The sequence below is a fragment of the Xanthomonas sp. genome (assembly GCF_017163755.1).
In the GTDB taxonomy this organism is placed as follows: domain Bacteria; phylum Pseudomonadota; class Gammaproteobacteria; order Xanthomonadales; family Xanthomonadaceae; genus Xanthomonas_A.
In genome coordinates this window covers 35,362-57,169 of the sequence record NZ_JAFIWC010000022.1, presented here as the reverse complement: position 1 = coordinate 57,169, position 21,808 = coordinate 35,362, and the positions used below count along the sequence as shown (strand labels likewise).

Below are 21,808 nucleotides of genomic sequence, written 5' to 3'. Positions count from 1 at the left end.
GGTGAAGTTATAGATTATCTGCATCTGTACCGGTCGCGCAGGGCGCCGCAGACTGCGGACACAGCCCGGCGCCGTGCCGGCATGGCCGAGAGTCCGATGCAGCTTTCCGTGTTCGTCGTCGATGCGTTCACCACCGTGCGCTTCAAGGGCAATCCGGCGGCGGTGGTGCCGTTGCAGGCATGGTTGCCGGATGCGCTGATGCAGGCCATCGCCAGCGAGAACAACCTGTCGGAGACCGCCTTCTTCGTGCGCGACGGCGACGGCGCGTTCGACATCCGCTGGTTCTCGCCGCTGAAGGAAGTGGGCTTCTGCGGCCATGCGACGCTGGCCAGCGCGTTCGTGATCGCCACCCAGCGCCTGGCGCCGTTCCCGTTGCGGTTGCGGGCGCCGGCGGTCGGCGAACTGGGCGTGGAAATGGTGGCCGACGGCAGCTTCGAGATGCGCTTTCCCAACCAGGCGCCGGCGCCGCTGGCAGCGGTGCCGCAGGCCCTGTACGACGCCTTGTCCATCGCGCCGCAGGCGGTCCATGTCAACCCGCAGGCCTACATCGCGGTGTACGCCACCGAACGCCAGGTGCGCGAGGTGGTGCCGGACCTGGCGCGAATGCTGGCGTTGGCGCCGCGCGATGTCGCGGTCACCGCGCCCGGCGCCGCCCACGATTTCGTGTCGCGCTATTTCTGGCCGGCCAACGGCGGTGCCGAGGACCCGGTGACCGGCTCGATCCATGCCGCGCTGGCGCCGCTGTGGGCGCAGGCGCTGGGCAAGTCGCAGCTGACCGCGCTGCAGGCCTCGGCGCGCGGCGGCGAGCTCGGCTGCCGGGTCCAGGCGCAGCATGTCTACGTCCGCGGCAGCGCGGTGCAGTACCTGCACGGGACGATCGCGCTGTGAGCGCGGCCGCCGCCGTTCCTGCAGGCGCCGCGCGGCGGGCGCTGTGGCAGCTGCTGCTGGCCGAAGTGCTGATCGGCTCGGTCGGCGTGTTCGTGCACGAAAGCGGGCAGGATCCGGTGACCGCGGTGTTCTACCGCTGCCTGTTCGGCGCGCTGTTCCTGACCGTCTGCGGCTTGCTCGGCGGGCAGCTGCGCGGGCTGTGGCGCGAGCGCGCGCTGCTGCGCGACGCCGCGCTCAGCGGCGTGCTGCTGGTGCTGAACTGGGTGGCGCTGTTCGCCGGCATGGCACGCTCGTCAATCGGCGTGGCGACGATGGTCTACCACGTGTTCCCGTTCGTGATGCTGATCCTGGCCGCGATGCTGCAGGGCGAGCGCACGCGCCGCGCCGACCTGGGCTGGACCCTGCTCGCCTTCGCCGGCGTGGCGTGCTCGGCCGACCCGGTCCGGCTCTGGCATACGGCCGATCGCGGCTACCTGTTCGGCATCGCGCTGACCCTGCTGGCGGCGCTGCTGTGCGGCGCGTCGCTGCTGCTGTCGCGGCGCATCAGCCGCGAGCGGCCGCTGGCGGTGGTGACGGTGCAATGCTGGGTCGGCACGCTGTTGCTGGCCGGCTTTTCCAGCAGCGCCGCGTTGCACCCGGGCACGCACTGGCTGTGGCTGGTCGGGCTGGGCGTGATCCACAGCGGCATCGTCTACGTGCTGTTCTATTCCTCGTACCGGCACCTGCACGTGGCGACGATCGCGATCCTGGCGTTCGTGTATCCGCTGGTCACCCTGCTGCTGGACTACCTGCTGTACGGCCACCGGCTGGTGCCGGTGCAATGGCTGGGCCTGGCGCTGATCGTGCTGGGCACGCTGGCGGTGAACCTGAAATGGCGCTGGCCGCGCCGCGCGGCAGGCGCGGTGGCGGGCGCGGCGCCTTAGATCTCGAATCCCCGGCATGCAGTCGCGCAACGCTGCGGAAGCGGCAGTCGCGATGGATTTCACCGGCAAGGCCCGTCGCGACTGAAGTGGCTCCTACAGGTGGCATCGCCGAATTGCCGTACCGATCCACCCGCTGCCGCGGCGGCGCGGCGGCGATGCGCTCAGCGCACGTTGCGCAGTTCCCAGCCGCTGCCGGCGAGCAGGCGCATGCGCTGCTTGAGGATGTCGCCGGGAATGCTGGTGGTGGCGAGCAGGTCGATGCGCAGGTCGCTCTGCTTGCCGGACACGGTCGCGCCAGGATCGGTGATACCCAGCGCCGGGTCCACTTCGTCCGGGTCCGGCTGCAGCGCGCGCCAGCGCTCGAAGAACGCCGGCGCGCTCAGCGCGGCCTGCAACTGTTCGGCGAACGCGTCGGCGCCGTGCGCGTTGAAGCTCAGCGACGGCTCGCTGCCGCGTGCGCGCAACGGGTCGGGCAGGCTGATCGAATACTGGGGCATCGGGAGTTCTCCGGTCGGATGCGGCGCAGCCTAGCAGGCCGCGTCGTGAGCGGTTCGTCTACGTGCGCCAGCGCTTGCCGCCGCTGGCGTGGCGCGAGGCGCAAACGGGTCGCCGGCGCCTAGGCGAAATCGTGCGGTCCGTCGGCGAAGCCCAGGGTGATCGCGCCCTTGCCGACGTTGACCATGCCGGTCAGGCTCATCACGCTCTCGAACACTTCCACGCCATGCGCCTGACAGACCTGGCGCAGCTCGGCATAGCCGGGCAGGGCGCGCAGGTCGGCCAGTTCGCCGCCGTAGCTCAGGCACAGCGTCGGCGCCATCAGCCCGGCGGCCACGCGCTTGCCGGTGAACGCGAACAGCCGCTGCACCGCGGCGTCGAACCCCTTGATCTTGGCCACCGGCGCGGTTTCGCCGCGGTAGCCGTGCAGCACCGGCTTGATGTCCAGCGCGGTGCCCAGCGCCGCGCTCAGCAGCCCCACGCTGCGATCGCCCTTGCTGCGCGCGCGTGCGCGCATGTAGTACAGGTCGCGGGTGATCATGTAGCCGTGCACGTTGCCGGCCAGCGCTTCCAGCCGCTCGCGGATGGCCTGCACGCTGGCGCCGGCCGCGCGCAGGCGGACCGCTTCCACCGCGGTCACCGCCTGCGCGGCGAACAGGTTCTGCGTATCGATCACCCGCAGCGCGAACGGCGAGGCGTGCCCGGCGGCCTGGCGGATCGGCTTGTAGTCGTTGAGGATGGCGAAGCTGGCCTGCATCGCATGCTCGTGGATCGGGCTGCGGGTCTTGGTGATGGTCATGCAGAACACGTGGTCGTAGTCGATCACCAGCCGGCTCAGGAACAGCTCGCGGATCTGCGCCACGGTGAACGGGATCGTCTCCGCCTCGGCGCCATGCTCGGCCACGTGGGCGTGCAGGAAGCTCAGCGTGGCCTGCTCGTTGCGGTGGTCGGCCAGCAAGGCGTCGCCGATGCGCACGCTGATCGGCAGCAGCACGATGTTGTGGCGCTCGATGAAGTCCTGCGGCACGTCGCAGGCAGAATCCACCACGATCCCGATACGCATCTGGCCCCCTCCGGCGTTGCGAGTCGATCTAGTCCGCTAGCCTAGCGCACAAGCGCGGGTGCGGCACGACCGCCGGTCAGCTGCGGCGCACGCCTTCCGGCAGCGCCGCCAGCCGTTGCATCTCGCCGCGTTGCAGCATCCGCGGGTCGTCCAGCACCGCCTGCATCAGGCCGTGCGCGTCGTTGCCCCAGAACAGCGCCGCATCGATCTGCAGCGTCGGCACGCCGAACACGCCGGCGGCCAGCGCCTGCTCGGTATTGGCGCGCAACTGCGCCTTGACCTGCGGATCGGCCAGCGCCGCGGCGGCGTCGTGCACACCAAGCGCCTGCGCGACCGGCGCCAGGGCCGCCGCGTCGTCGCCGGCACGGCCGTCGCGCCACAGCCAGTTGAAGATCGCTTCGATCGCCGCGGGCGTGGTGCCGGCGGCGATGCACAGCCGCGCCGCCGGCAGCGGGTTGAACGGGTGCGCGGGCGGGAAGCGCAGCGTCACCTGCTCCTGCTGCGCCTGCCATTGCACGTGCTGGTAGGTGAACACCCGCTTGTGCGGGATCTCCGCCGGCCCGCGCGTGCCCAGCTGCTGCAGCACCGCGCCGAACACGATCGGCACCGGCACGATCCGCGCGGCCTGCGGCAGGCGCTGCAGTTTCTGCCAGTGCAGGTAGGAGAACGGCGAGATGAAATCGAAGTACCAGCGCAGCGTCATCGTACGCTCCCACAGCGGAAATCGCGCCAGCTTACCCGCGGCCTCGCCGCCGTGTCGCCCGTGCCGGACATGCTGCATCGCGATTCGATCGCGGATACGTCGCGCGCGGCGACGGCGGCGGTGGACGCTGGCATAGACAACGCCCAAGCGCGCGTCTCGCCAGGGCGGTGGAACTGATGGGCGATGCACAACTGGCCGCAACTGGCCGCAATGCGCTCGCTTCGCCGGTACTTGCGACGATGCCTGGTTGGCCGCTGCTTCCCGTTTCTGCCGCAGGATTTCGACAACCGCTACTTTCAGGCTGCGCCTGACGATCAGCAGATTCCTTGCCTGCGTGGCGGCGAGGATGTGCTGCTGCTCAACCTCACGCCTAGGAGCGCGCGGGCTTTCGCATCCCCGAAATGGACGTGCCGGTGACCTTCTTTCTTCTGAAAAAAGGCGGTCATGAGATGGTGCAGGCGGTGATCGACACCTTGTTGATCGACACAGACGCGCTCCAGGTGCAGTTGACCTGGCGCGTCTCCCGTCCGCACGACGCAATATGCATTACGATGCGACCCGAAATGTACACGGTCCCAGTTGGATGCTTATCGCCAGCGGACCGATAGATCGACGGTTCCTTCGAAAACCCCAATATCAGCGATGCCACGAACCTACGTGCTGACAGCGCCGGAAGAGGGACTCGGGAAACTTCTCAACAATTGCCAAAGTCACATTTGGACAAGGAGCAACCATGGCATCATCCAGGCATTATTTCATTGATGGATTCACTCCCACCAAGGGACTCCTGGGCGTAGTAGCCTTTCCATATGCACTCAAGGGCAAGGACACGGAGTACACCACGCTCTATACGACCCGCGACGGACAATGGGGGCAGCAAAAATTCGACTTTGACAGCCGCTCAATCACCTATTTGATGCATGGCGAATATCGAGCATGGTGGATTCTCGGAAAGCGCGGAGAAGTGGTTGAGATCACCCAGGGGGAGAACTCCTCTGAGTTGATCGCTGACGCAGGGACCGGCGGCAAGAAATTAGGTCATATGAACAAGATCACCGTTATCGACGGGGAACTGTACGCCTGTGGCTATAACCGGCAGGTGTATCGTCGAAGCAATGGAATATGGGCGCACATGGACCAGGGGCTGCTCTATACCGGGAAGAAAGATGGCATAAGCCTGGAATCCATGGCGGGCCATTCCAGAAGTGACATTCATGCCGTTGGCAGTGCCGGCGAGATATGGTTTTTTGATGGCTCGCTCTGGAGACGATGCGACAGTCCGACGAACGTCGATCTGAATGAAGTGGGGACGTTCGATCAGGACAAGTACATCGCCTGTGGCGAAGATGGGGTGGTGTTGGTCGGATCCAAGGATTGTTGGAAAGTTATCCGGAATGATGAAATCGAGGAGCTATGGGGGGCTGTTTCCTTTAAAGATGTACTTTATGTTGCCGGATTCGATGGAATAGGCGTCATAGAGGACGATCGGGTGAAAAAACTGGCCATCCCCGGCGTGAAAAAAGTGGAGGGTTATCGCCTTCGGACGTGTGGCAATTATCTATGGTCCATTGGCAACGATCAGATACTGCGATTTGACGGGGCTCACTGGGAGGAAATCATTTGCCCTGACAACATGAAGAAAATTTCGCGTAAGCGAGGGTGAAATTATCGCCCCTGCTCGGGGATAGCCCTTCGGCGTTGTTCTGAATTGAACGCCGAACTTTCGTTCCTGGTAGACCCACACGCCGAAGAAGTCAGCGTCCTCGACGTCAAGCTCGCCCACGACTGGCTGCAGGCCAACCGCGCGCAGGACGGCTACACGACGCGCTGTACCTGCATGCGGTGGAAGTCGGGTTCGAAGCGGTGCGCGGCAACGGCTGGGCCAGGATCAGCGCGACCATCGACGCCAACTCAGCGCAGGACGCACAGCCACGGCGGCTGCCGCGAGCGACGGTCCGAGGCGCCGGACGCCGCCGCTACCGCGTCGCTTGCGCCTTGCGCGCGTGGCGCGAAGTGTCGGGGCCCGGTCACCGTTCCGGCGCGCGTCGCGACGGAGGCGCTCCAGCACGAAGGCGCTGCCGGACTGCGGCAGCGCCTTCGTGGTGCGGATCGACGTGTTTCGAAAAACTATTGCGTGTACGCGCGCGGCATCGGCCCGGCCTGGCGCAGGTAGCGGTCGCGTAGTTCGGTCTGCCGCGAGCGCATCGGCACTGCGCGGCCGCCCAGCCAGATCTGCTCGGCGTAGTGGCCCACGTCCAGCGGATCGCCCTCCCACAGCACCAGGTCGGCGAGCCTGCCCGGGGCGATGCTGCCCAGGCGCTCGCCCACGCCCAGCGCTTCGGCCGGTACGCGGGTCAGGCCGGCCAGGGCGTCGTCCCAGGGCAGGCCATGGGCGACCGCATTGCCGGCCAGCTGGCGCTGCTTGCGCGCGTTGTGCGAGCCGTCGCCGCCCTGGGTGAAGCTCACCGCCACGCCGGCGGCATGCAGGCGCGCGGCGTTCTCCAGGGTGGCGCCGATCTGGTCGAAGCTGCCCGGCAGGTCGTCCAGCGCATTGACGAACACCGGCACCTGCGCGGCGGCCAGCTGCGGGGCGAGCTTCCAGGCTTCGGCGCCGCCGGCGATGGCGATGCGCACCTTCTCGCGCTGCGCCCAACGCAGCAGCTGGCGGATGTCGGCGGCGCGGTTCACCGACACCACGATGCGGCCCTGGCCGGCCAGGTAGCGCGCCAGCACCGCGCGTCCGGCCGGGGTCAGCAGCGCGTGCGGCGAATCGGCCGGCATGCGGCCGCGCGCTTCGTCCACCAGCTGGTCGAGCAGCATCCACTGCGCGGCGCGCGACTTGCCGCTGAGGTCGCTGGCTTCGCTGCCCAGGTGCACGTACAGCGCGCGCGGGCCGATCGGGTCGGCGCTGCCGTCCAGGCGCATCACCCCGCCCTGGCCGGCGATGAACGCGCCGCCGGTGCTGGCGCCGAGCGCGGTGAAGCCGATGCCTTCCACGCGCGCGACCGGAATCAGCACCGATTCGGGGTTGTAGGCCAGGCTCACGTCGAACTCCGGACGCATCGGCTGGTCCTGCGGCAGGGTCAGCGCGCTGTCCACGGTGGACGATTCGCCGGAAACCTCCTCGATGCCGATCTCGGTGATGCCGCCGAACAGCGCCGGGGTCAGCGGCCGGCCGCGCGCCTCGACCACGGCCACCCCGGCCGGCGCGGCCAGGCCGGGGCCGACCGCGCGGATGGTGCCGCCTTGGACCAGCACATCGGCGTCGCGCAGCGTGCCGCGTGCGCCAGCGGTATGCACGGTGGCGCCGCGGATCAGCACGTCCTGGGCCAACGCCGGGGTGGCGCCCAGCGCCAGGCACGCGGCCAGGAGCAGGCGCCGGGCGAGCGGCGCGCGCGCGGAGGGGCGCGTGCAGCTGCGCGAACGGACGGCGCGGCTCATGGCGCAGCCTCCTGGCCGAGCATGAAGTCGGATCGGGGTTGCAGGCGGCGGTCGGCGCGGTCGTAGACCTGGGCGCCGTCGATGTAGACCTTCTCGGCCAGCGCGTAGGAGCTGAACGGGTTGCCGTTCCACAGCACCACGTCGGCCATCTTGCCCGCTTCCAGCGTACCGGTCTGCTGGTCGATGCCCAGCGCCTTGGCGGCGTTGCTGGTCACCCAGCGGATCGCGCGCTCGGGCGGGACGTCGATGCCGGCACGGCGCCCGGCGGCGACGGCCTTGGCCGCTTCCTGGTTGAGCCGCTGGATGCCTTCCTCCGAATCCGAATGCACGATCGCGCAGCCGTTGGCCGGGCGGTCGACCAGGGCGATGTTCTCCTGGATGCCGTCGAAGGCCTCCATCTTGAAGCCCCACCAGTCGGCCCACAGCGCGCCGCACACGCCATCCTGCGCCAGGCGGTCGGCCAGCTTGTAGGCCTCCACGCCGTGGTGGAAGGCGGCGACCTTGAAGCCGAATTCCTTGGCCAGGTCGAGCATCGTGGCCATCTCGTCGGCGCGGTAGCAGTGGATGTGCACGCGGATGTCGCCCTGGATGGCGCCGGCCAGCGTGTCCAGCTTCAGGTCGCGCTTGCCGCCGCTGTCGCCGGAGCTGTCGTTGTCGCCGCCGCGGCTCCACCAGCGGCGCTTCTCCTGCGACTTCTTCGGCGCGTTCTTCTTCAGGTATTCGCTGGCGTCGATGAACGCGGCGCGGTAGCCGGCGACGTTGCCCATGCGCGTGGCCGGGCCGCCCTTCTGCCCGTAGACGCGCTTGGGGTTCTCGCCGCAGGCCATCTTCAGCCCCCACGGCGCGCCGGGGAACTTCATCGCCTGGTAGGTGGTGGCGGGCACGTTCTTCAGGGTGACGCCGCGGCCGCCGACCAGGTTGGCCGAGCCGGGCAGCACCTGCAGCGCGGTGACGCCGCCGGCCAGCGCGGTGCCGAAGCCCGGGTCCTGCGGCCACACCGAATGCTCGGCCCATACGTTCGGGGTGACCGGCGCGGTCATCTCGTTGCCGTCGCTGTGCGCGCTGACCCCGGGGCTGGGGTAGACGCCCAGGTGCGAGTGCACGTCGATGATGCCCGGGGTGACCCACTTGCCGCGGCCGTCGACGCGGGTGGCGCCGGCCGGCGCGGACAGCGCGCGGCCCACCGCCTGCACGCGGCCGTCCTGTAGCAGCACGTCGGCGTCGTCCAGGCGCTCGCCGGTGCCGGTGAGCACGGTGGCGTGCTCGATCAGCAGCGGCGTGGACGGCAGCGCGCGGTAGGTGCTGGGATACGGATCTTCGACGAAGCGCGACGCGGCGGCGGCAGGGCCGCACAGCGACACGCCCAGATAGGCGAGCAGCAGATGACGCATTGGTTTTTCCCCGGTGTGGTGTGGCGCTTGCAGCGCCGACCGTAAACGCGAACGGGGCACCGGCGCAATGGTCCACAGGTCATGGTCCGGCGGCGGCGGCGTGCACCGCACGCTGACGGCGCAAGCGGTATAGCGTGCAGCCATGCCACCACGGGATCGCCGATGAAGACCGCCCTGCACCAGGAACTGCTCACCTTCTGGCAAGCCGCCGGCGCCGAGCGCTGGTTCGCCGCCAACGAGTCGTTCGACGCGAACGTGCGCCAGCACTTCCTGGAGGTCCATCATGCCGCGGCGCGCGGCGAGCACGCCGACTGGATGGACCGCGCCGACAGCGCGCTGGCGCTGGTGCTGCTGCTGGACCAGGTGCCGCGCAACGCATTCCGCGGCAGCGCCCACGCCTACGCCACCGACGGCCTGGCGGTGCACCGTGCCACGCAGGCGCTGGACGCCGGCTACGACCGGCAGGTGGACCCGGCGCTACGGATGTTCTTCTATCTGCCGTTCGAGCACGCCGAGGACGCGGCGCTGCAGCGCCGTTCGGTCGAGCTGTTCGGCGCGCTGGGCGATGCGGAGAGCCTGCGCTGGGCGCTGCTGCACGAGGACCTCATCCGCCGTTTCGGGCGCTTCCCGCACCGCAACGCGGTGCTGGGACGGCCCACGACGGCCGAGGAACGGCGCTACCTGGACGAGGGCGGCTTCGCCGGCTGACGGACGCTCCCGACCGGCGTTCGCCGGCCCTGCCGCCGGCCGCTGCCGGGCGCACGCGCCGGCGCGCGGCGGCGCTCAGCAGCCGCCGGGCAGTTCGTCGGTGCGCCAGGCGCCGCCGACCCGGTGCAGCAGCGAGTAGCCGTAGCTCTCGTAGCCGAAGTGACTGATCAGGAAATCGACGTTGCCGTCGGCGTCGACGTCGGCGAACTGCAGCAGGTCGTAGCTGTCCTGGCGCCCCTCGCAGTCGTCGCAGCTGTGGTGCGCGACCACCCGCGCCGCGCGCCAGCCGTCCTCGCCGCGCTCGAACACCGCCAGCACGCTGGTCAGCGTGGTCGAGGATCCGTCGCCGGCGGCTGCCGGGTCGTCCTCGCTGGCGTGGGCGGTCAGCAGCGCCACGTCGCGGCCGGGACGCTGCGCATCGCGGAACACCGCCAGGCGCTGTTCGTCGTTGTCCGGCGTGGTGGCCAGGCGCGCCAGCAGGCGCTTCAGCGCGGCCGCCGGCAGCTGCTTGCGCAGCGTGGCGTCGCGGCCGAGCACCTGCAGCAGGTCGCGGCGCTGGGCGGCGTCGGCGGCATGGCGGTTGAAGCGGTCGCCGGGGTTGAGGTCGAACGAGGCCAGCAGCGCGTCGTCGGCCAGCGCGGCGCCTCCGGCGGGTTTCACGCGCAGGCGCAGGTCGCCGCCGCACATGGTGTCGTCGTCGACCGAGAACGCCAGCGGCGTCGCCGCGCCTTCGCGCCGGCCGTCGGCGAAGACCTGCATCGGCTTGTTCAGCAGGCGCCAGCCGGCCAACTGGGTTTCGTCCGACGGTGCATTGCGCACCGGCACGTAGGCCATCACCGGCGAGCCGTCCTCCACCGGGGCCACGTAGACCACTGCCTGCGGCGGCGACGGTTGTGCAGTGGCGGCCCACACTGCCGCGCCGGCGGTCATGCCCAGCAGGACCAGCGTCCATCGTTTCAGCCCGCGTGCCATGTGTTCTCGCTCCCCGGGAAACAACCAAAGAAAAGGCGGGCGACCCGTCCGGATCGCCCGCCCGCATGCCTTGCCGCTGCCAGCGCTCGGCTCAGTACTTCGCCACGCCGCTGTCCACTTCGTCGGCCCACGCGTCGATGCCGCCGACCACGTTGTAGACGCGGGTGAAGCCCAGCGCGCGGAACTGCTCGGCCGCCTGCGCGCTGCGCCCGCCGCGATGGCACAGGAACGCCAGCGCGGTGTCCTTCGGCAGCGCCTCCAGCTGCGCGCGCTCGTCGCCGTCCAGGGTCCGGAACGGCACGTTCACCGAGGCGATGGCGCGTTCCTCCGGCGGACGCACGTCCACCAGGGTCACGCTGCCGGCGCGGGCCTGGTCGTCGGCATCGCGCACGCTCAGGTCCTGCACCGGCTTGGGCGCGTTCGGGTTGTCGATCGCCAGGCCGCGGCCGCGGATGTCGTCGACCCAGTCGATGGTGATGCCCTCGGCGCGGCGCGCGCTGGCCAGGTCGAACTGCACGCGCAGGCCGTTGGACTCGGCGGCGATCGCGTTGGCGTCGGTCGGGGCGAGCTGGAAGTTGGGCTGGAACTGCGCGTCGATCGCCAGCGCCAGGGTCGCGCCCGGGGCGTCGGCCAGCGCGCCGCGCAGCATCTGCGCCGCGGCATCGGTGATGGTGATCGACGGCGGGGTGCGGTCCGGCGGCTGCACGCCGAGCAGTTCGCTCAGCTCGCCGCTGCCGGCCATCTGCAGGATGATGTCGCTGCCGCCGACCAGTTCGCCGTCCACGTACAGCTGCGGGATCGTCGGCCAGTCGCCGTAAGCCTTGATGCCTTCGCGGATGTCCTGGTCGGCGAGCACGTTGACGTGCGCGTATTCCACGCCCAGGTCGTTCAGCGCACCCACCGCCTTGGCGGAGAAGCCGCACTGCGGCATGGTCGGCTGGCCTTTCATGAACAGCACGACGCGGTTGGCGCCGAGCAGCGATTCGATGCGGGAACGCAGGGCAGGATCGAGGGACATGGCTGGGGTCGGGGTCGCTTGGTCGGACCGCCCATTCTACGCCGCATGGCATCATGGGGCATGACCGCCGTGGAAACGCTGCATCGCATCCCCCGACACCCCCACCGCTGGCTGGGCTGGGCGCTGGCCTCGCAGGCGCTGGTGGCGCTGGCCTGGTGGGCCTGGGGCTGGCGGATCGGGCTGCCGGCGCTGCTGGCCTCGCATGCGGCGTTCGTGCTGCCGGTGTTCCTGCCGCGCGCGCGGCTGTACGCGCCAGTGCTCGACCGCTTGCCCGGTACCGCGCCGCAGGTATGGCTGACCATCGACGACGGCCCCTCCGACGACACCGCGGCGATGCTGGCGCTGCTCGAGCGCCATGGCGCGCGCGCCACCTTCTTCCTGGTCGGCGAACGCGCCGCGGCGCGGCCGGAGCTGGTGCGCGAGATCGTGCGCCGCGGCCATGGCGTCGGCAACCACAGCCACACCCATCCGCAGGCCTGGTTCTGGGCGCTGGGGCCCAGGCGCATGGCGCGCGAGATCGGCCAGGCGCAGCAGGCGCTGGCCGCGGTCGCCGGCACCGCGCCGCGCTGGTACCGCTCGGTGGTGGGCATGACCAATCCCTTCGTCGCCGCGCCGCTGCGCGCGCACCGCCTGACCCGGGTGGCATGGAGCGCGCGCGGCTTCGACGGCGTGGCCTGCGATCCGGAGGCGACCGTGGCGCGCATCGCGCGCGACCTGCGCCCCGGGGCGATCGTGCTGCTGCACGAGGGCGCCGCGCACGGGCACAACCCGGCGATCCTGGCCGGCGTGCTGGACGCGATGCAGGCGCGCGGCCTGACCGCGACGCTGCCGGACTGACCCGGCGGCGGCGCTACGCGCCGCGGCTCAGGCCGAACGCGATCAGCGCCAGGATGCCGAGCAGGCCGCTCACCGAGAACACCAGCCCGAGCACGCCGTACAGCTTCTTGCGGTCGCGCTGGAACAGGCTGCCGACGCCCATCGCCGCGGCGGCCAGTTCGCCGATGATGGCCGCGAACATCAGCAGCCCGATCAGCATCGCGCTGGGCGCTTCTTCGTCGAGGCTGCCCGGCACGTAGTTGACCAGGAACGCCGACAGCACGATCAGGGCGAGCATGAACGCGCCGGCGATCAGGCTGACCGCGAACGCGCCGATGCCCAGGCCCGAGTACTTTTTTTCCGAAGCGATGTGCATGTTGCGATTCCGATGGGACGGGAGATGGCGCGCGGCGGCGCGCCACTGTGGGCGAAGGCGGCGAAGGTCGCGGCGCGTCGGCGCCGCCGCGGTGGTGCGCTCAGCGCCGGGTGGCGACGATCAGCCAGTTGTTGAACGGCGTGTTGCCGTACAGCGGCGCGAACGTGGCCTGCAGCCCGGCGTCGGCGAGCTGCCGCTCCAGGCTGTCGCGGGTGGGGTAGCACTTGGGCACTTCCTGCATCCAGCCGGCCAGGTGCGCGAGCACGTCGGTGACGCGGCTGGTGCGGCCGCGGCCGCTGTCGTCGCCCAGGCCGCTGCGGATCACCAGCTTGGCGCCGGGCGAGAGCATCGTCGCCACGCTGCGGATCAGGCTGGCCTGCATGTCGCCGTCCAGGTACTGCAGCACGTCGAGGATGGCGACGCTGCCATGGTGCTCGGGCCAGGACTGGCCCAGGTCGACCACGTCGAAGCGGGTCGCGTGCAGGCCGCTGCGCTGCGCGATGTGGATCGCGCGGCGGATCTTGGCCGCGTCGATGTCCACGCCGTGGTAGGCCTGCGCCTGGCCGTCGGCGCGCAGCGCATGCGCCAGCAGGCCCAGGCCGCAGCCCAGGTCCATCACCGGCGCGTCGCTGCCGCGCAGCGCGGCCAGCACGCCCGGGTACAGCGGGTCGGTGCGCAGCTTGGTGCGGGTGTAGTAGTAGTCGTAGCGGTTGCCCAGCGGGTGCGCGGGCAGGAACGCGCGGGCGATGGCCAGCGCCTGCGGGCGGCTCATGGGTTGGATGGTGGCGTCGCGCAATGTCGGTCCTTGGCGTGGCGGGCGTGGCGTCGTGCGGCGCCTAGGCTAACGCATCGCGCGCGGCGGGCAACAGCAGCGCGGTCCAGCGCGCGTACATCGCCGCCGACGGATGCAGCCCGTCGGCGGCCAGCATCGCCGCCTCGCCGCCGCGGTCGCGGCTGGCCGCGGTGATGTCGACGAAACGCACGCCGCGGTCGCGGCAGATCGCCTGCGCGGCGGCGTTGAAGGCGTCGATCTGCATGCCGATCCGTTGCGGGTCGCGTTCGGGGCTGCGCGCGAACGCGGTGACGCCCCAGTCCGGGACCGATACCGCCAGCACGCGCCGTGGCTGGCCGTCGGCATGGCCGATCGCGCGTTCCAGCAGCGCGGCGAATTGCTTGCGGTAGTCGTCCAGGTCGCGGCCGCGGTACTGGTTGTTGACCCCGATCAGCAGCGTCACCAGCGCGAACGGACCCTGCGGCGCGGCGGCGTCGATGCCGGCCGCCAGCTCGTCGGTGGTCCAGCCGGTGGTGGCGACGATCTGCGGGTCGGCGACGGCGATGCCGTCCTCGCGCAGCGCCGCGGCCAGTTGCATCGGCCAGCGCGCGCTGGCCGCGACGCCTTCGCCGATCGTGTACGAATCGCCCAGCGCCAGGTAGCGCAGCGGGGCATGCTGGAACATGGCGGAGCTGGCGTGGCTCATCGGTGCGGCACCGGCGCGGACAGCCGGATCACAGGGACTCGCAGGCCCGGCTCACGCGTTGCCCATTCCCGGTTCCCCATTCCCGCGTCCCGGCCCTCAAGCCACCGCGCTGCGCGGCTTCAGCGGCACGACCTTGGTCGCAGCCTCGGCGCGGCGCGCCAGCACCCGGTCGATGCGCGCGAACACCTCGCGCATCACCGCCGCCTCCGGCAGCAGGGTCACGCGGAAGTGGTGGCGGTAGGGCACGTTGAAGCTGGAGCCCGGCACCACCAGCACGCCTTCGTCGTTCATCAGCTCCAGCGCGAAGTCGTGGTCGTCGAAGCCGCGCGCCGCGGCGCCGACCACCGCCGGGAACGCGTACAGCGCGCCGGCCGGCTGCACCAGCGACAGGTGCTCGCTGGCGGCGCAGGCCTCGATCACCGCGCGGCGGGTCTCGTACAGGCGCCCGCCCGGCGCGCACAGCGGCGAGATGGTGTCCGGGCCGTTGACCGCCGCGTCGATCGCGTACTGGCCGGGCACGTTGGCGCACAGGCGCAGCGCGCCGAGCAGGTCCATCGCGTTGCGGAACTCGGTGACGCGCTCGGCGGCGCCGGACAGCAGCGCCCAGCCCACGCGCCAGCCGCAGGCGCGGTGCACCTTGCTCAGGCCGCCGAAGGTCAGGCACGGATGCTCGCCGGCCAGCGGCGCGACCGGCACGAACGCGGCGCCGTCGTACAGCACCTGGTCGTAGATCTCGTCGACCATCAGCAGCAGGTTGTGCTTGACCGCGATGGCGACGATACGCTCGAGCAGTTCGCGCGAATAGCTGGCGCCGCTGGGGTTGTTGGGGTTGATCAGCACGATGGCGCGGGTGCGCGAGGACACCAGCGTCTCGATCTCCACCGGGTCGGGCTGGAAGCCGTTCTCCGGCGCGCAGCGGTAGTACACCGGGCGGCCGTCGTTGAGGATGGTGGCGGCCGACCACAGCGGGTAGTCGGGCGACGGCACCAGCACCTCGTCGCCGGGATTGAGCAGCGCGCGCAGCGACAGGTCGATCAGCTCGCTGACCCCGTTGCCGATGAAGATGCGCTCCGGGTGCGCGTCGGGCGCGCCGCGCTTGCTGTAGGCGGCGGCGATGGCCTCGCGCGCTTCCGGCAGGCCCTGCTGGTGGGTGTAGGGATCGGTGCGGCCCATGTCGTCGGCGATCGCGCGCTGCAGGTGCTGCGGCGCGCGGAACCCGAACGCGCCGGGGTTGCCGATGTTGAGCTTGATCAGCTTGCGGCCCTGCGCCTCCAGCTCCCGGGCTCGCCGCGCCAGTTCGCCGCGGATCTCGTAGCGGACTTCGGACAGGCGCTCGCGGATCACGAGCGGCTTAATCGGCGGGGTGGGCATCGCATTGGCCGGTGGGGGCGTGGAAGCCCCATGGTAGCGGAAATGCGCCGGTCAAGGCCGGACCGGGCCGGCACCGTCTAGAATCGGTACATGAGCCAACCCCAGATCGACTTCGACGCATTGCGCCCCATCGGCTGGCCCTGGCCCGGCATGCCGGAAGAGCCGGCCTGGCTGGCCGCGATGGACGCGCATCCGCAGGCGCGGCCGGCGCGGGTCAGCGAGCAGCATCGGACCGGCTACGTGGTCGCCGACGCGGCCGATACCGGGTTCAAGGTCGAATCGCTGCCGGAGTGGCAGCGGCCGCGCTTCCCCAGCCACGAGCGCGCGGCGGTCGGCGACTGGGTGCTGCTGGAGGGCACGCGCATCGTCGCGCTGCTGCCGAGGCGCACCTCCATCAAGCGCGGCGCGGCCGGCGAGCACTACCACCAGCAGGTGATCGCGGCCAACATCGATACGGTGTTCATCGTCTGCGGGCTGGATGCCGACTTCAACCCGCGGCGCATCGAGCGCTACCTGCTGCTGGTCGGCGGCGGCGGCGCCGAGCCGGTGGTGGTGCTGACCAAGGCCGACCTCACCGACTACGCGCCGGACGCGGTGGCGGTGCTGGTCGAGCTGGCGGCGCAGAACATCGCCCTGCGCACGGTCAACGCCAAGGACCCGCAGAGCGTGTCGGTGCTGCAGCCGTGGCTGGGCGCCGGCCGCACCGCGGTGCTGGTCGGCTCCTCCGGCGCCGGCAAGTCCACGCTGACCAACACCCTGCTCGGGTTGCAGAAGATGCGCACTGCCGCGGTGCGCGAGAACGACTCGCGCGGCCGCCACACCACCACCCACCGGGCGCTGATCCCGCTGCCCACCGGCGCGTGCCTGATCGACACCCCGGGCATGCGCGAGCTCAAGCCCACCGGCGAGGAAGACCTGGCCGAAGGCGGCTTCGCCGACATCGAGGCGCTGGCCGCGCAATGCCGCTTCAACGACTGCGCGCACCTGGCCGAACCGGGCTGTGCGGTGCAGGCGGCGATCGAGCGCGACGAGCTGGATCCGGCGCGGCTGGCCAACTACCTCAAGCTGCGCGACGAGGTGGCCGGCGCGGCCGGCAAGCTGGCGCAGCGGCAGGCGCAGAACGCGGCCGCGGCCAGGACCGGCCGTCCCGCCGGCAAGGGCGCGGGCAAGCGGCCCGCGCCGCGCGACGGACGCCGCTGAGGCCAGGATGCCGGCGACCGCGCCCGTGGCGGCCGAGATCCGCCACCACGCCGCGCTCGATGCGCGGCTGGTGAAGGCGGTACGCGGCATCCGCCTGCTCGCGCTGGCCAGCTGGCCGGCGGCGGCGCAGGCGCCGTTCCTGGACAGCGTGGCGCGCGGCAACCCGATCCTGCCGCAGGTGGAGTATCCGCGCCTGGATTTCGCCACGACCCGGCGCGAGCTGGCCGCGATCGCGCAGGCGGCCGATGCGGCGCATCCGCTCGGCGCGTACCTGCAGGCATCGGTGCGCAGCTGGGACCTGGCCGCCGCGCTGCTCGAATCGCTCGGAACCGCGGCGGTGGACGGCTACTCGGCGCAGCTGTTCGGCCTGCCCGACGATCCGATGCCGGGGCAGGGGCCGAGCACGCGCGAGGCGGCGCGCCATTTCATCCAGATCGCGCAGGAGCTGGACCGCGAACTGCTGGCGCCGGAGGAGCAGGTGCCGGTGTCGGCGACCGCGCTGCGCCTGCAGCTGCAGCGCGACCTGGACGAATTCTTCCAGTCGCGGGTGATCAGCGTGGAGCTGGATCCGCAACTGCTGGCCAAGGCCGCGGCCGGCGCGCACCGCATCCGCTTGCGTGCCGGCGCGCTGTTCAGCGACTACGACCGTGCGCAGCTGTTCCACCACGAGGCGCTGGTGCATTCGCTGACCGCGCTCAACGGGCGCGAGCAGGTCCACCTGCCGAGCCTGGCGCTGTCCTCGCCGCGGGTGACCGCGACCCAGGAGGGGCTGGCGACGTTCGCCGAGCAGATCACCGGCAGCATCGACATCGAACGGATGAAGCGGATCAGCCTGCGCATCGAGGCGATCGCGCTGGCGCGGGATGGCGCCGACTTCATCGAGGTGTTCCGCTATTTCGGCGCCGCCGGGCAGAACGCGCAGGAGAGCTTCTCGTCGGCGCAGCGGGTGTTCCGCGGCGTGCCCACCGAAGGCGGCGCGGCGTTCACCAAGGACACCGTGTACCTGCGCGGGCTGGTCTCGGTGCATACCTTCTTCCGCCACGCGCTGCAGCGCGACCGGTTGCCGCTGTGCCGCTGGTTGTTCGCCGGCAAGATGGCGCTGGAGGACGTCGCGGCGTTCGCGCCCTTGTTCGAAGCCGGGGTGCTGGCGCCGCCGCGCTGGCTGCCGCGCTGGGTCGCGCGCGCCAGCGGCCTGGCCGGGATGCTGGCGTTCTCGCTGTTCGCCAACCGCATCCGCATGGACCAGCTGCAGACACGGGCCGGCGAGGGCTGAGCGGCGCAGGCATGCATGCGCGCAGCGCGCTGCGCCGAGCTGCGCGAAATCGTCTTCGGTGGTCTATGGCACACCGCTTCGAGCCCCTCGCACGGCGGCGAGCGCCGCAGCGCCGCTGTGCGAGGCGCACACTCGGCCGCGCGATGGCGAGCCCCGGCGCTGGCGCGGCGCACCGCTCACGCCATGTGCAGCCCGCCGTTGACCGCGTAGTCGGCACCGGTGACGTAGGCGGCCTCGTCGGAGGCCAGCCAGCCGCACAGCGCGGCCACGTCCTCCGGCTTGCCGAGCCGGCGCACCGGCACCGAGGTCGCCAGGCGGTCGAGCACGTCGGGGGGGAAGCTGCTGATCGACGCGCTGGCGATGTAGCCGGGGGAGACGGTGTTGACGGTGACGCCGCGCGAGGCGACTTCCTGCGCCAGCGCACGGCTGAAGCCGTGCATCGCCGCCTTGGCGGTGGCGTAGTTGATCTGCCCGATCTGGCCCTTCTGCGCGCTGACCGAGCCGATGTTGACGATGCGGCCCCAGCCGCGCGCGGTCATGCCGTCGACCACCTGCTTGGTGATGTTGAACAGCGAGTTGAGGTTGCTGGCGATCACCGCCTGCCAGTCGTCGCGGCTCATCTGCCGGAACAGCGTGTCGCGGCTGCCGCCGGCATTGTTGACCAGCACGTCGATCTCGCCGACCTCGGCCTTGACCTTGGCGAACGCGGCGACGGTGGAGTCCCAGTCGGTGGCGTTGCCCTCCGAGGCGATGAAGTCGAAGCCCAGCTCGCGCTGCTCGCGCAGCCAGGACGACTTGCGCGGCGAGTTGGGCCCGCAGCCGGCCACCACGGTGTGGCCGTTGCGCGCCAGCTTCTGGCAGATCGCGGTACCGATGCTGCCCATGCCGCTGGTGACGTAGGCGATTCTTAGGGTCATCTGGAGCCTCTGTGGGTGTGGTGGAGACGGGACCAGGGACCGGGGACCGGGGACCCGGAAAAGCGCGATATCGCGATCTGAAGCCTTACCGACTTCCGTTCTTCGGGTCCCTGGTCCCCGGTCCCTGGTCCCGATTCCTCAAGCCGCGAACGGAAACAATCCGAACAGCAATCCGCCGCCCATCAACAACAGCGAGATCAGCACCGCCCATTTCAGGGTGAAGCGCTGGTGGTCGGCGAAGTCGACCTTGGCCAGGCCCACCAGCAGATAGGTCGACGGCACCAGCGGGCTGAGCAGGTGCACCGGTTGCCCGGCCAGCGAGGCGCGTGCCATCTCCACCGGGGTGATGCCGTACTGGCCGGCGGCCTGCGACAGGATCGGCAGCACGCCGAAGTAGAACGCGTCGTTGGACATGAAGAAGGTGAACGGCATGCTGGCCAGTGCGGTGATCACCGCCAGGTACGGTCCCCACGCGTCGGGGATCACCGCCAGGAAGCTGCGCGACATCGCCTCGACCATGCCGGTGTTGGACAGGATGCCGGTGAACACGCCGGCGGCGAAGATCAGCGACACCACCGACAGCACGTTGCCGGCATGGTTGACCAGGCGGCGGCGCTGCTCGGCCAGGTTCGGGTAGTTGATCAGCAGCGCCAGCGCGAAGCCGATCATGAACAGCACCGGCATCGGCAGCACGCCGATCACCAGCGCGGTCATCAGCGCCAGGGTCAGGGCCAGGTTCACCCACAGCAGTTTCGGCCGCTTGATGTCCTCGGCGTCCTCCACCGTCGGCAGCGCATCGCCGTCGTCGGCCACGCTGCTGTCCAGCCATGCCTCGCCCGGCAGCGCCACCACGCCCAGGCGGCGGCGTTCCTTCAGTCCCAGCCACCACGCCAGCGCCAGCACGCCGGCGATCGCCAGGCCCATCGCCGGCACCAGCGGCACGAACACGTCGGCCGGATCCACGTGCAGCGCGGTGGCCGCGCGCGCGGTCGGGCCGCCCCACGGGGTCAGGTTCATCACCCCGCCGGCGAGGATGGTCACGCAGGTCATGTTCAGCGCGTTCATGCCCAGGCGCCGGTACAGCGGCAGCATCGACGAGACGGTGATCATGTAGGTGGTGGAGCCGTCGCCGTCGAGCGAGATCAGCAGCGCCAGGATCGCCGTGCCCATCACGATCTTCAGCGGGTCGCCCTTGACGATGCGCAGGATGCGCCGCACCAGCGGGTCGAACAGCCCGGCATCGATCATCACCCCGAAGTACAGGATGGCGAACATCAGCATCACCCCGGTGGGCGCGATCTTCTTGATGCCGTCGAGCATCATCTCGTTGATGCCGGTGCCGAAGCCGCCGGCCAGCGCGAAGGCGATCGGCACGATGATCAGCGCGACCAGCGGCGACAGCCGCTTGCTCATGATCAGGTACATGAAGGTGATGACCATTCCGAAGCCGAGCGCGGTCAGCATGGGGGTGTTCCTTGGTGGTGCGGAAGGGGGGCGGGACTCGGGACTGGGGACTCGGGACTCGGAAAAGCGCGGCATCGCGATTTGAAGCGTTACCGACTTCCGTTCTTCGGGTCTCGAGTCCCGAGTCCCGAGTCCCGCAGGATCAGAAGTCGTACTGGAAGCGACCAGTGATCGCCCGGGTATGGTCGAGCGTGGTCCCCGCCAGGTGGTCGCGGTTGCGGCTGTCGATCAGGTCGAGCATCAGGCGCAGGTTCGGCTTGAGGTACCAGTTGCCGCCCAGCGTCCACGATTCGGTCGACGCGTCGATCAGGTCGGGCTGGCCGTAGCGGTGCTGCTCGCCCCACATGCGGTCATAGCGCAGCGCCAGTTCGAACGCGCCGCGCGGGCGGTTGACCTGCCTGATGCGGGCGAAGCGCCCGGTCTTGCCGTCGTAGCCGCGCGATTCGCCGGTGACGAACCAGCTGACGAAACCGTAGGCGGCCAGTACCTGCGCGCGCTGCGCGCCGTCGTCGAACAGCCCGCCGCTGAACTCGCCCTGCCACGACAGCGGGCCGCGCACCTGCGCGTATTCCAGCGACCACTTGTCCACGTCGGTGTCGCGGCCGCTGCCGAAGTCGGCCAGGGTCAGCCGGCTCTCGTCGGACAGGTGCCCGGCCGGACGCGGGCGGATGCGCAGCGCCGGCGCGCCGCCGGCGCCGGGGTGGTCGTAGCGCTCGTGCGCCAGCGACAGGCCCAGGTGCAGCACGTCGCCGTCGCGCGCGCCCGGGGCCCAGGTGCCGCGGCCGCCGAAGGCGCGGCCCTCGACGTTGGACACGTCGATGCTCTCCAGGCTGTAGATGCTCGCCGCCCAGGTGTAGTCCTTGCCGGCCGCCTGCCACGACACCGCCTTGCGGTACAGCGGCGCCAGTGTGCTGGCCGCTGCGCCGCGCTCCAGGAACTGGCCGTAGTTGGAACCGGTGCGGTCGTCCAGCGAAAAGTACTGCTTGAACTGGCCCACGCTCAGCGTGCCGGCGCCGAACCTGCGGGTCAGGTAGACGTCCTTGGCCTCGATGCCCTTGCCGTTGAAATCGTCCTGCAGCCCGGCGAAATCGCCTTCGACCTTGTAGCCGAAGCCGAAGAACCTGCCGGACACGTCGATCCACAGCCGGCGGATCTCGGTGTCGTCGGGATTGGGCGTGCCGCGGTGGTCATTGTCGAACTGGGCGAAGTCCCAGTGCAGGCGGCCGCCGATCTCGGCGCTGACCGGCCCTTCGCCGTCGCCGTCGGCGGCCCGCGCCAGCGCGGGCAAGCACAGCAAAACGCAGGAGCAGG

General features: G+C 70.4%; 21 protein-coding genes and 1 pseudogene. 8 read left to right on the top strand and 14 right to left on the bottom strand.

All coding sequences use genetic code 11. The features are described from left to right. Positions 1–96 precede the first annotated feature (96 nt). Both JR065_RS15190 and JR065_RS15185 read left to right on the top strand, forming a co-directional pair. Positions 97–888 (top strand): PhzF family phenazine biosynthesis protein, encoded by a 792-nt coding sequence (locus JR065_RS15190; RefSeq protein ID WP_206235141.1) that lies wholly within the window; start codon positions 97–99, stop codon positions 886–888. Continuing rightward, the gene (locus JR065_RS15185) at positions 885–1,811 is read left to right on the top strand and encodes an EamA family transporter (RefSeq protein WP_206235140.1); all 927 of its coding nucleotides are present in this window, start codon (positions 885–887) and stop codon (positions 1,809–1,811) included. Before JR065_RS15190 ends, JR065_RS15185 begins: the two co-directional genes overlap by 4 nt. A gap of 161 nt (positions 1,812–1,972) precedes the next feature. On the opposite strand, the gene JR065_RS15180 is transcribed toward JR065_RS15185, so the two are convergent. From JR065_RS15180 to JR065_RS15170, 3 genes are all read right to left on the bottom strand, one after another. Continuing rightward, a complete protein-coding gene (locus JR065_RS15180; RefSeq protein ID WP_206235139.1) occupies positions 1,973–2,308 on the bottom strand; it encodes a hypothetical protein in 336 nt (111 codons plus the stop codon). 119 nt (positions 2,309–2,427) lie between these two features. Then, the gene (locus tag JR065_RS15175; protein ID WP_206235138.1) at positions 2,428–3,369 is read right to left on the bottom strand and encodes a DegV family protein; all 942 of its coding nucleotides are present in this window, start codon (positions 3,367–3,369) and stop codon (positions 2,428–2,430) included. A gap of 76 nt (positions 3,370–3,445) precedes the next feature. Then, on the bottom strand, positions 3,446–4,072 hold the full coding sequence (locus JR065_RS15170; protein WP_206235137.1) for a 2-hydroxychromene-2-carboxylate isomerase: 627 nt from the start codon (positions 4,070–4,072) through the stop codon (positions 3,446–3,448). Between the two features lie 183 nt (positions 4,073–4,255). On the opposite strand from JR065_RS15170, the pseudogene JR065_RS21890 reads away from it, so the two are divergent. Together JR065_RS21890 and JR065_RS15160 are read left to right on the top strand one after the other, a co-directional pair. Then, a pseudogene (locus JR065_RS21890) lies at positions 4,256–4,680 on the top strand (DUF2169 domain-containing protein). Positions 4,681–4,805: 125 nt separating this feature from the next. Beyond that, complete coding sequence (locus JR065_RS15160; RefSeq protein ID WP_206235135.1) at positions 4,806–5,735, top strand: hypothetical protein; 930 nt, start codon at positions 4,806–4,808, stop codon at positions 5,733–5,735. A 464-nt stretch (positions 5,736–6,199) separates the two neighbouring features. On the opposite strand, the gene JR065_RS15155 is transcribed toward JR065_RS15160, so the two are convergent. Together JR065_RS15155 and JR065_RS15150 are read right to left on the bottom strand one after the other, a co-directional pair. After that, a complete protein-coding gene (locus tag JR065_RS15155) occupies positions 6,200–7,513 on the bottom strand; it encodes an amidohydrolase family protein (protein WP_206235134.1) in 1,314 nt (437 codons plus the stop codon). Then, positions 7,510–8,904, bottom strand: coding sequence for an amidohydrolase (locus JR065_RS15150; protein ID WP_206235133.1), 1,395 nt, complete (start codon positions 8,902–8,904; stop codon positions 7,510–7,512). Before JR065_RS15150 ends, JR065_RS15155 begins: the two co-directional genes overlap by 4 nt. 162 nt (positions 8,905–9,066) lie before the next feature. Between JR065_RS15150 and JR065_RS15145 the strand changes: the two genes are divergently transcribed. Beyond that, positions 9,067–9,612, top strand: a complete 546-nt coding sequence (locus JR065_RS15145) for a DUF924 family protein (RefSeq protein ID WP_206235131.1) — start codon at positions 9,067–9,069, stop codon at positions 9,610–9,612. A gap of 75 nt (positions 9,613–9,687) precedes the next feature. Here the strand turns inward: JR065_RS15145 and JR065_RS15140 are convergent, their stop codons facing one another. Together JR065_RS15140 and grxD are read right to left on the bottom strand one after the other, a co-directional pair. Beyond that, positions 9,688–10,584 carry a hypothetical protein gene (locus JR065_RS15140; protein ID WP_206235130.1) on the bottom strand — a complete coding sequence of 299 codons (897 nt, stop codon included), beginning with the start codon at positions 10,582–10,584 and terminating at the stop codon, positions 9,688–9,690. 91 nt (positions 10,585–10,675) lie between these two features. Next, positions 10,676–11,602 carry a Grx4 family monothiol glutaredoxin gene (gene grxD / locus JR065_RS15135; protein WP_206235129.1) on the bottom strand — a complete coding sequence of 309 codons (927 nt, stop codon included), beginning with the start codon at positions 11,600–11,602 and terminating at the stop codon, positions 10,676–10,678. A gap of 45 nt (positions 11,603–11,647) precedes the next feature. On the opposite strand from grxD, the gene JR065_RS15130 reads away from it, so the two are divergent. Then, positions 11,648–12,439 (top strand): polysaccharide deacetylase family protein, encoded by a 792-nt coding sequence (locus tag JR065_RS15130; protein WP_206235128.1) that lies wholly within the window; start codon positions 11,648–11,650, stop codon positions 12,437–12,439. A gap of 13 nt (positions 12,440–12,452) precedes the next feature. Here the strand turns inward: JR065_RS15130 and JR065_RS15125 are convergent, their stop codons facing one another. From JR065_RS15125 to JR065_RS15110, 4 genes are all read right to left on the bottom strand, one after another. Beyond that, positions 12,453–12,794 (bottom strand): hypothetical protein, encoded by a 342-nt coding sequence (locus tag JR065_RS15125; protein ID WP_206235127.1) that lies wholly within the window; start codon positions 12,792–12,794, stop codon positions 12,453–12,455. Between the two features lie 100 nt (positions 12,795–12,894). Next, a complete protein-coding gene (locus JR065_RS15120) occupies positions 12,895–13,566 on the bottom strand; it encodes a class I SAM-dependent methyltransferase (protein ID WP_206235126.1) in 672 nt (223 codons plus the stop codon). 64 nt (positions 13,567–13,630) lie between these two features. After that, positions 13,631–14,272 carry an SGNH/GDSL hydrolase family protein gene (locus tag JR065_RS15115; protein WP_206235125.1) on the bottom strand — a complete coding sequence of 214 codons (642 nt, stop codon included), beginning with the start codon at positions 14,270–14,272 and terminating at the stop codon, positions 13,631–13,633. A gap of 96 nt (positions 14,273–14,368) precedes the next feature. Beyond that, the gene (locus tag JR065_RS15110; protein WP_206235124.1) at positions 14,369–15,643 is read right to left on the bottom strand and encodes a pyridoxal phosphate-dependent aminotransferase; all 1,275 of its coding nucleotides are present in this window, start codon (positions 15,641–15,643) and stop codon (positions 14,369–14,371) included. 90 nt (positions 15,644–15,733) lie between these two features. Here JR065_RS15110 and rsgA point away from each other — a divergent pair, with 90 nt between their 5' ends. After that, positions 15,734–16,843, top strand: a complete 1,110-nt coding sequence (rsgA, locus tag JR065_RS15105) for a ribosome small subunit-dependent GTPase A (protein WP_206235123.1) — start codon at positions 15,734–15,736, stop codon at positions 16,841–16,843. A gap of 7 nt (positions 16,844–16,850) precedes the next feature. Beyond that, a complete protein-coding gene (locus tag JR065_RS15100; RefSeq protein WP_206235122.1) occupies positions 16,851–18,116 on the top strand; it encodes a flavohemoglobin expression-modulating QEGLA motif protein in 1,266 nt (421 codons plus the stop codon). Between the two features lie 176 nt (positions 18,117–18,292). Here JR065_RS15100 and phbB read toward each other — a convergent pair whose 3' ends face one another. The 3 genes from phbB to JR065_RS15085 form a co-directional block, all read right to left on the bottom strand. Beyond that, on the bottom strand, positions 18,293–19,033 hold the full coding sequence (phbB, locus tag JR065_RS15095; RefSeq protein ID WP_206235121.1) for an acetoacetyl-CoA reductase: 741 nt from the start codon (positions 19,031–19,033) through the stop codon (positions 18,293–18,295). A gap of 138 nt (positions 19,034–19,171) precedes the next feature. Then, complete coding sequence (locus JR065_RS15090; RefSeq protein ID WP_206235120.1) at positions 19,172–20,497, bottom strand: CitMHS family transporter; 1,326 nt, start codon at positions 20,495–20,497, stop codon at positions 19,172–19,174. Positions 20,498–20,639: 142 nt separating this feature from the next. Next, positions 20,640–21,794 (bottom strand): OprO/OprP family phosphate-selective porin, encoded by a 1,155-nt coding sequence (locus JR065_RS15085; protein WP_241093659.1) that lies wholly within the window; start codon positions 21,792–21,794, stop codon positions 20,640–20,642. Between the last annotated feature and the right edge of the window lie 14 nt (positions 21,795–21,808).

Bases quoted from the DNA above. Each gene is read 5' to 3' on its own strand.
- JR065_RS15190 (WP_206235141.1), top strand. From the start codon at position 97: ATGCAGCTTTCCGTGTTCGTCGTCGATGCGTTCACCACCGTGCGCTTC.
- JR065_RS15180 (WP_206235139.1), bottom strand. From the start codon at position 2,308: ATGCCCCAGTATTCGATCAGCCTGCCCGACCCGTTGCGCGCACGCGGC.
- JR065_RS15175 (WP_206235138.1), bottom strand. From the start codon at position 3,369: ATGCGTATCGGGATCGTGGTGGATTCTGCCTGCGACGTGCCGCAGGAC.
- JR065_RS15170 (WP_206235137.1), bottom strand. From the start codon at position 4,072: ATGACGCTGCGCTGGTACTTCGATTTCATCTCGCCGTTCTCCTACCTG.
- JR065_RS15160 (WP_206235135.1), top strand. From the start codon at position 4,806: ATGGCATCATCCAGGCATTATTTCATTGATGGATTCACTCCCACCAAG.
- JR065_RS15155 (WP_206235134.1), bottom strand. From the start codon at position 7,513: ATGAGCCGCGCCGTCCGTTCGCGCAGCTGCACGCGCCCCTCCGCGCGC.
- JR065_RS15150 (WP_206235133.1), bottom strand. From the start codon at position 8,904: ATGCGTCATCTGCTGCTCGCCTATCTGGGCGTGTCGCTGTGCGGCCCT.
- JR065_RS15145 (WP_206235131.1), top strand. From the start codon at position 9,067: ATGAAGACCGCCCTGCACCAGGAACTGCTCACCTTCTGGCAAGCCGCC.
- JR065_RS15140 (WP_206235130.1), bottom strand. From the start codon at position 10,584: ATGGCACGCGGGCTGAAACGATGGACGCTGGTCCTGCTGGGCATGACC.
- grxD (WP_206235129.1), bottom strand. From the start codon at position 11,602: ATGTCCCTCGATCCTGCCCTGCGTTCCCGCATCGAATCGCTGCTCGGC.
- JR065_RS15130 (WP_206235128.1), top strand. From the start codon at position 11,648: ATGGCATCATGGGGCATGACCGCCGTGGAAACGCTGCATCGCATCCCC.
- JR065_RS15125 (WP_206235127.1), bottom strand. From the start codon at position 12,794: ATGCACATCGCTTCGGAAAAAAAGTACTCGGGCCTGGGCATCGGCGCG.
- JR065_RS15120 (WP_206235126.1), bottom strand. From the start codon at position 13,566: ATGAGCCGCCCGCAGGCGCTGGCCATCGCCCGCGCGTTCCTGCCCGCG.
- JR065_RS15115 (WP_206235125.1), bottom strand. From the start codon at position 14,272: ATGAGCCACGCCAGCTCCGCCATGTTCCAGCATGCCCCGCTGCGCTAC.
- JR065_RS15110 (WP_206235124.1), bottom strand. From the start codon at position 15,643: ATGCCCACCCCGCCGATTAAGCCGCTCGTGATCCGCGAGCGCCTGTCC.
- rsgA (WP_206235123.1), top strand. From the start codon at position 15,734: ATGAGCCAACCCCAGATCGACTTCGACGCATTGCGCCCCATCGGCTGG.
- JR065_RS15100 (WP_206235122.1), top strand. From the start codon at position 16,851: ATGCCGGCGACCGCGCCCGTGGCGGCCGAGATCCGCCACCACGCCGCG.
- phbB (WP_206235121.1), bottom strand. From the start codon at position 19,033: ATGACCCTAAGAATCGCCTACGTCACCAGCGGCATGGGCAGCATCGGT.
- JR065_RS15090 (WP_206235120.1), bottom strand. From the start codon at position 20,497: ATGCTGACCGCGCTCGGCTTCGGAATGGTCATCACCTTCATGTACCTG.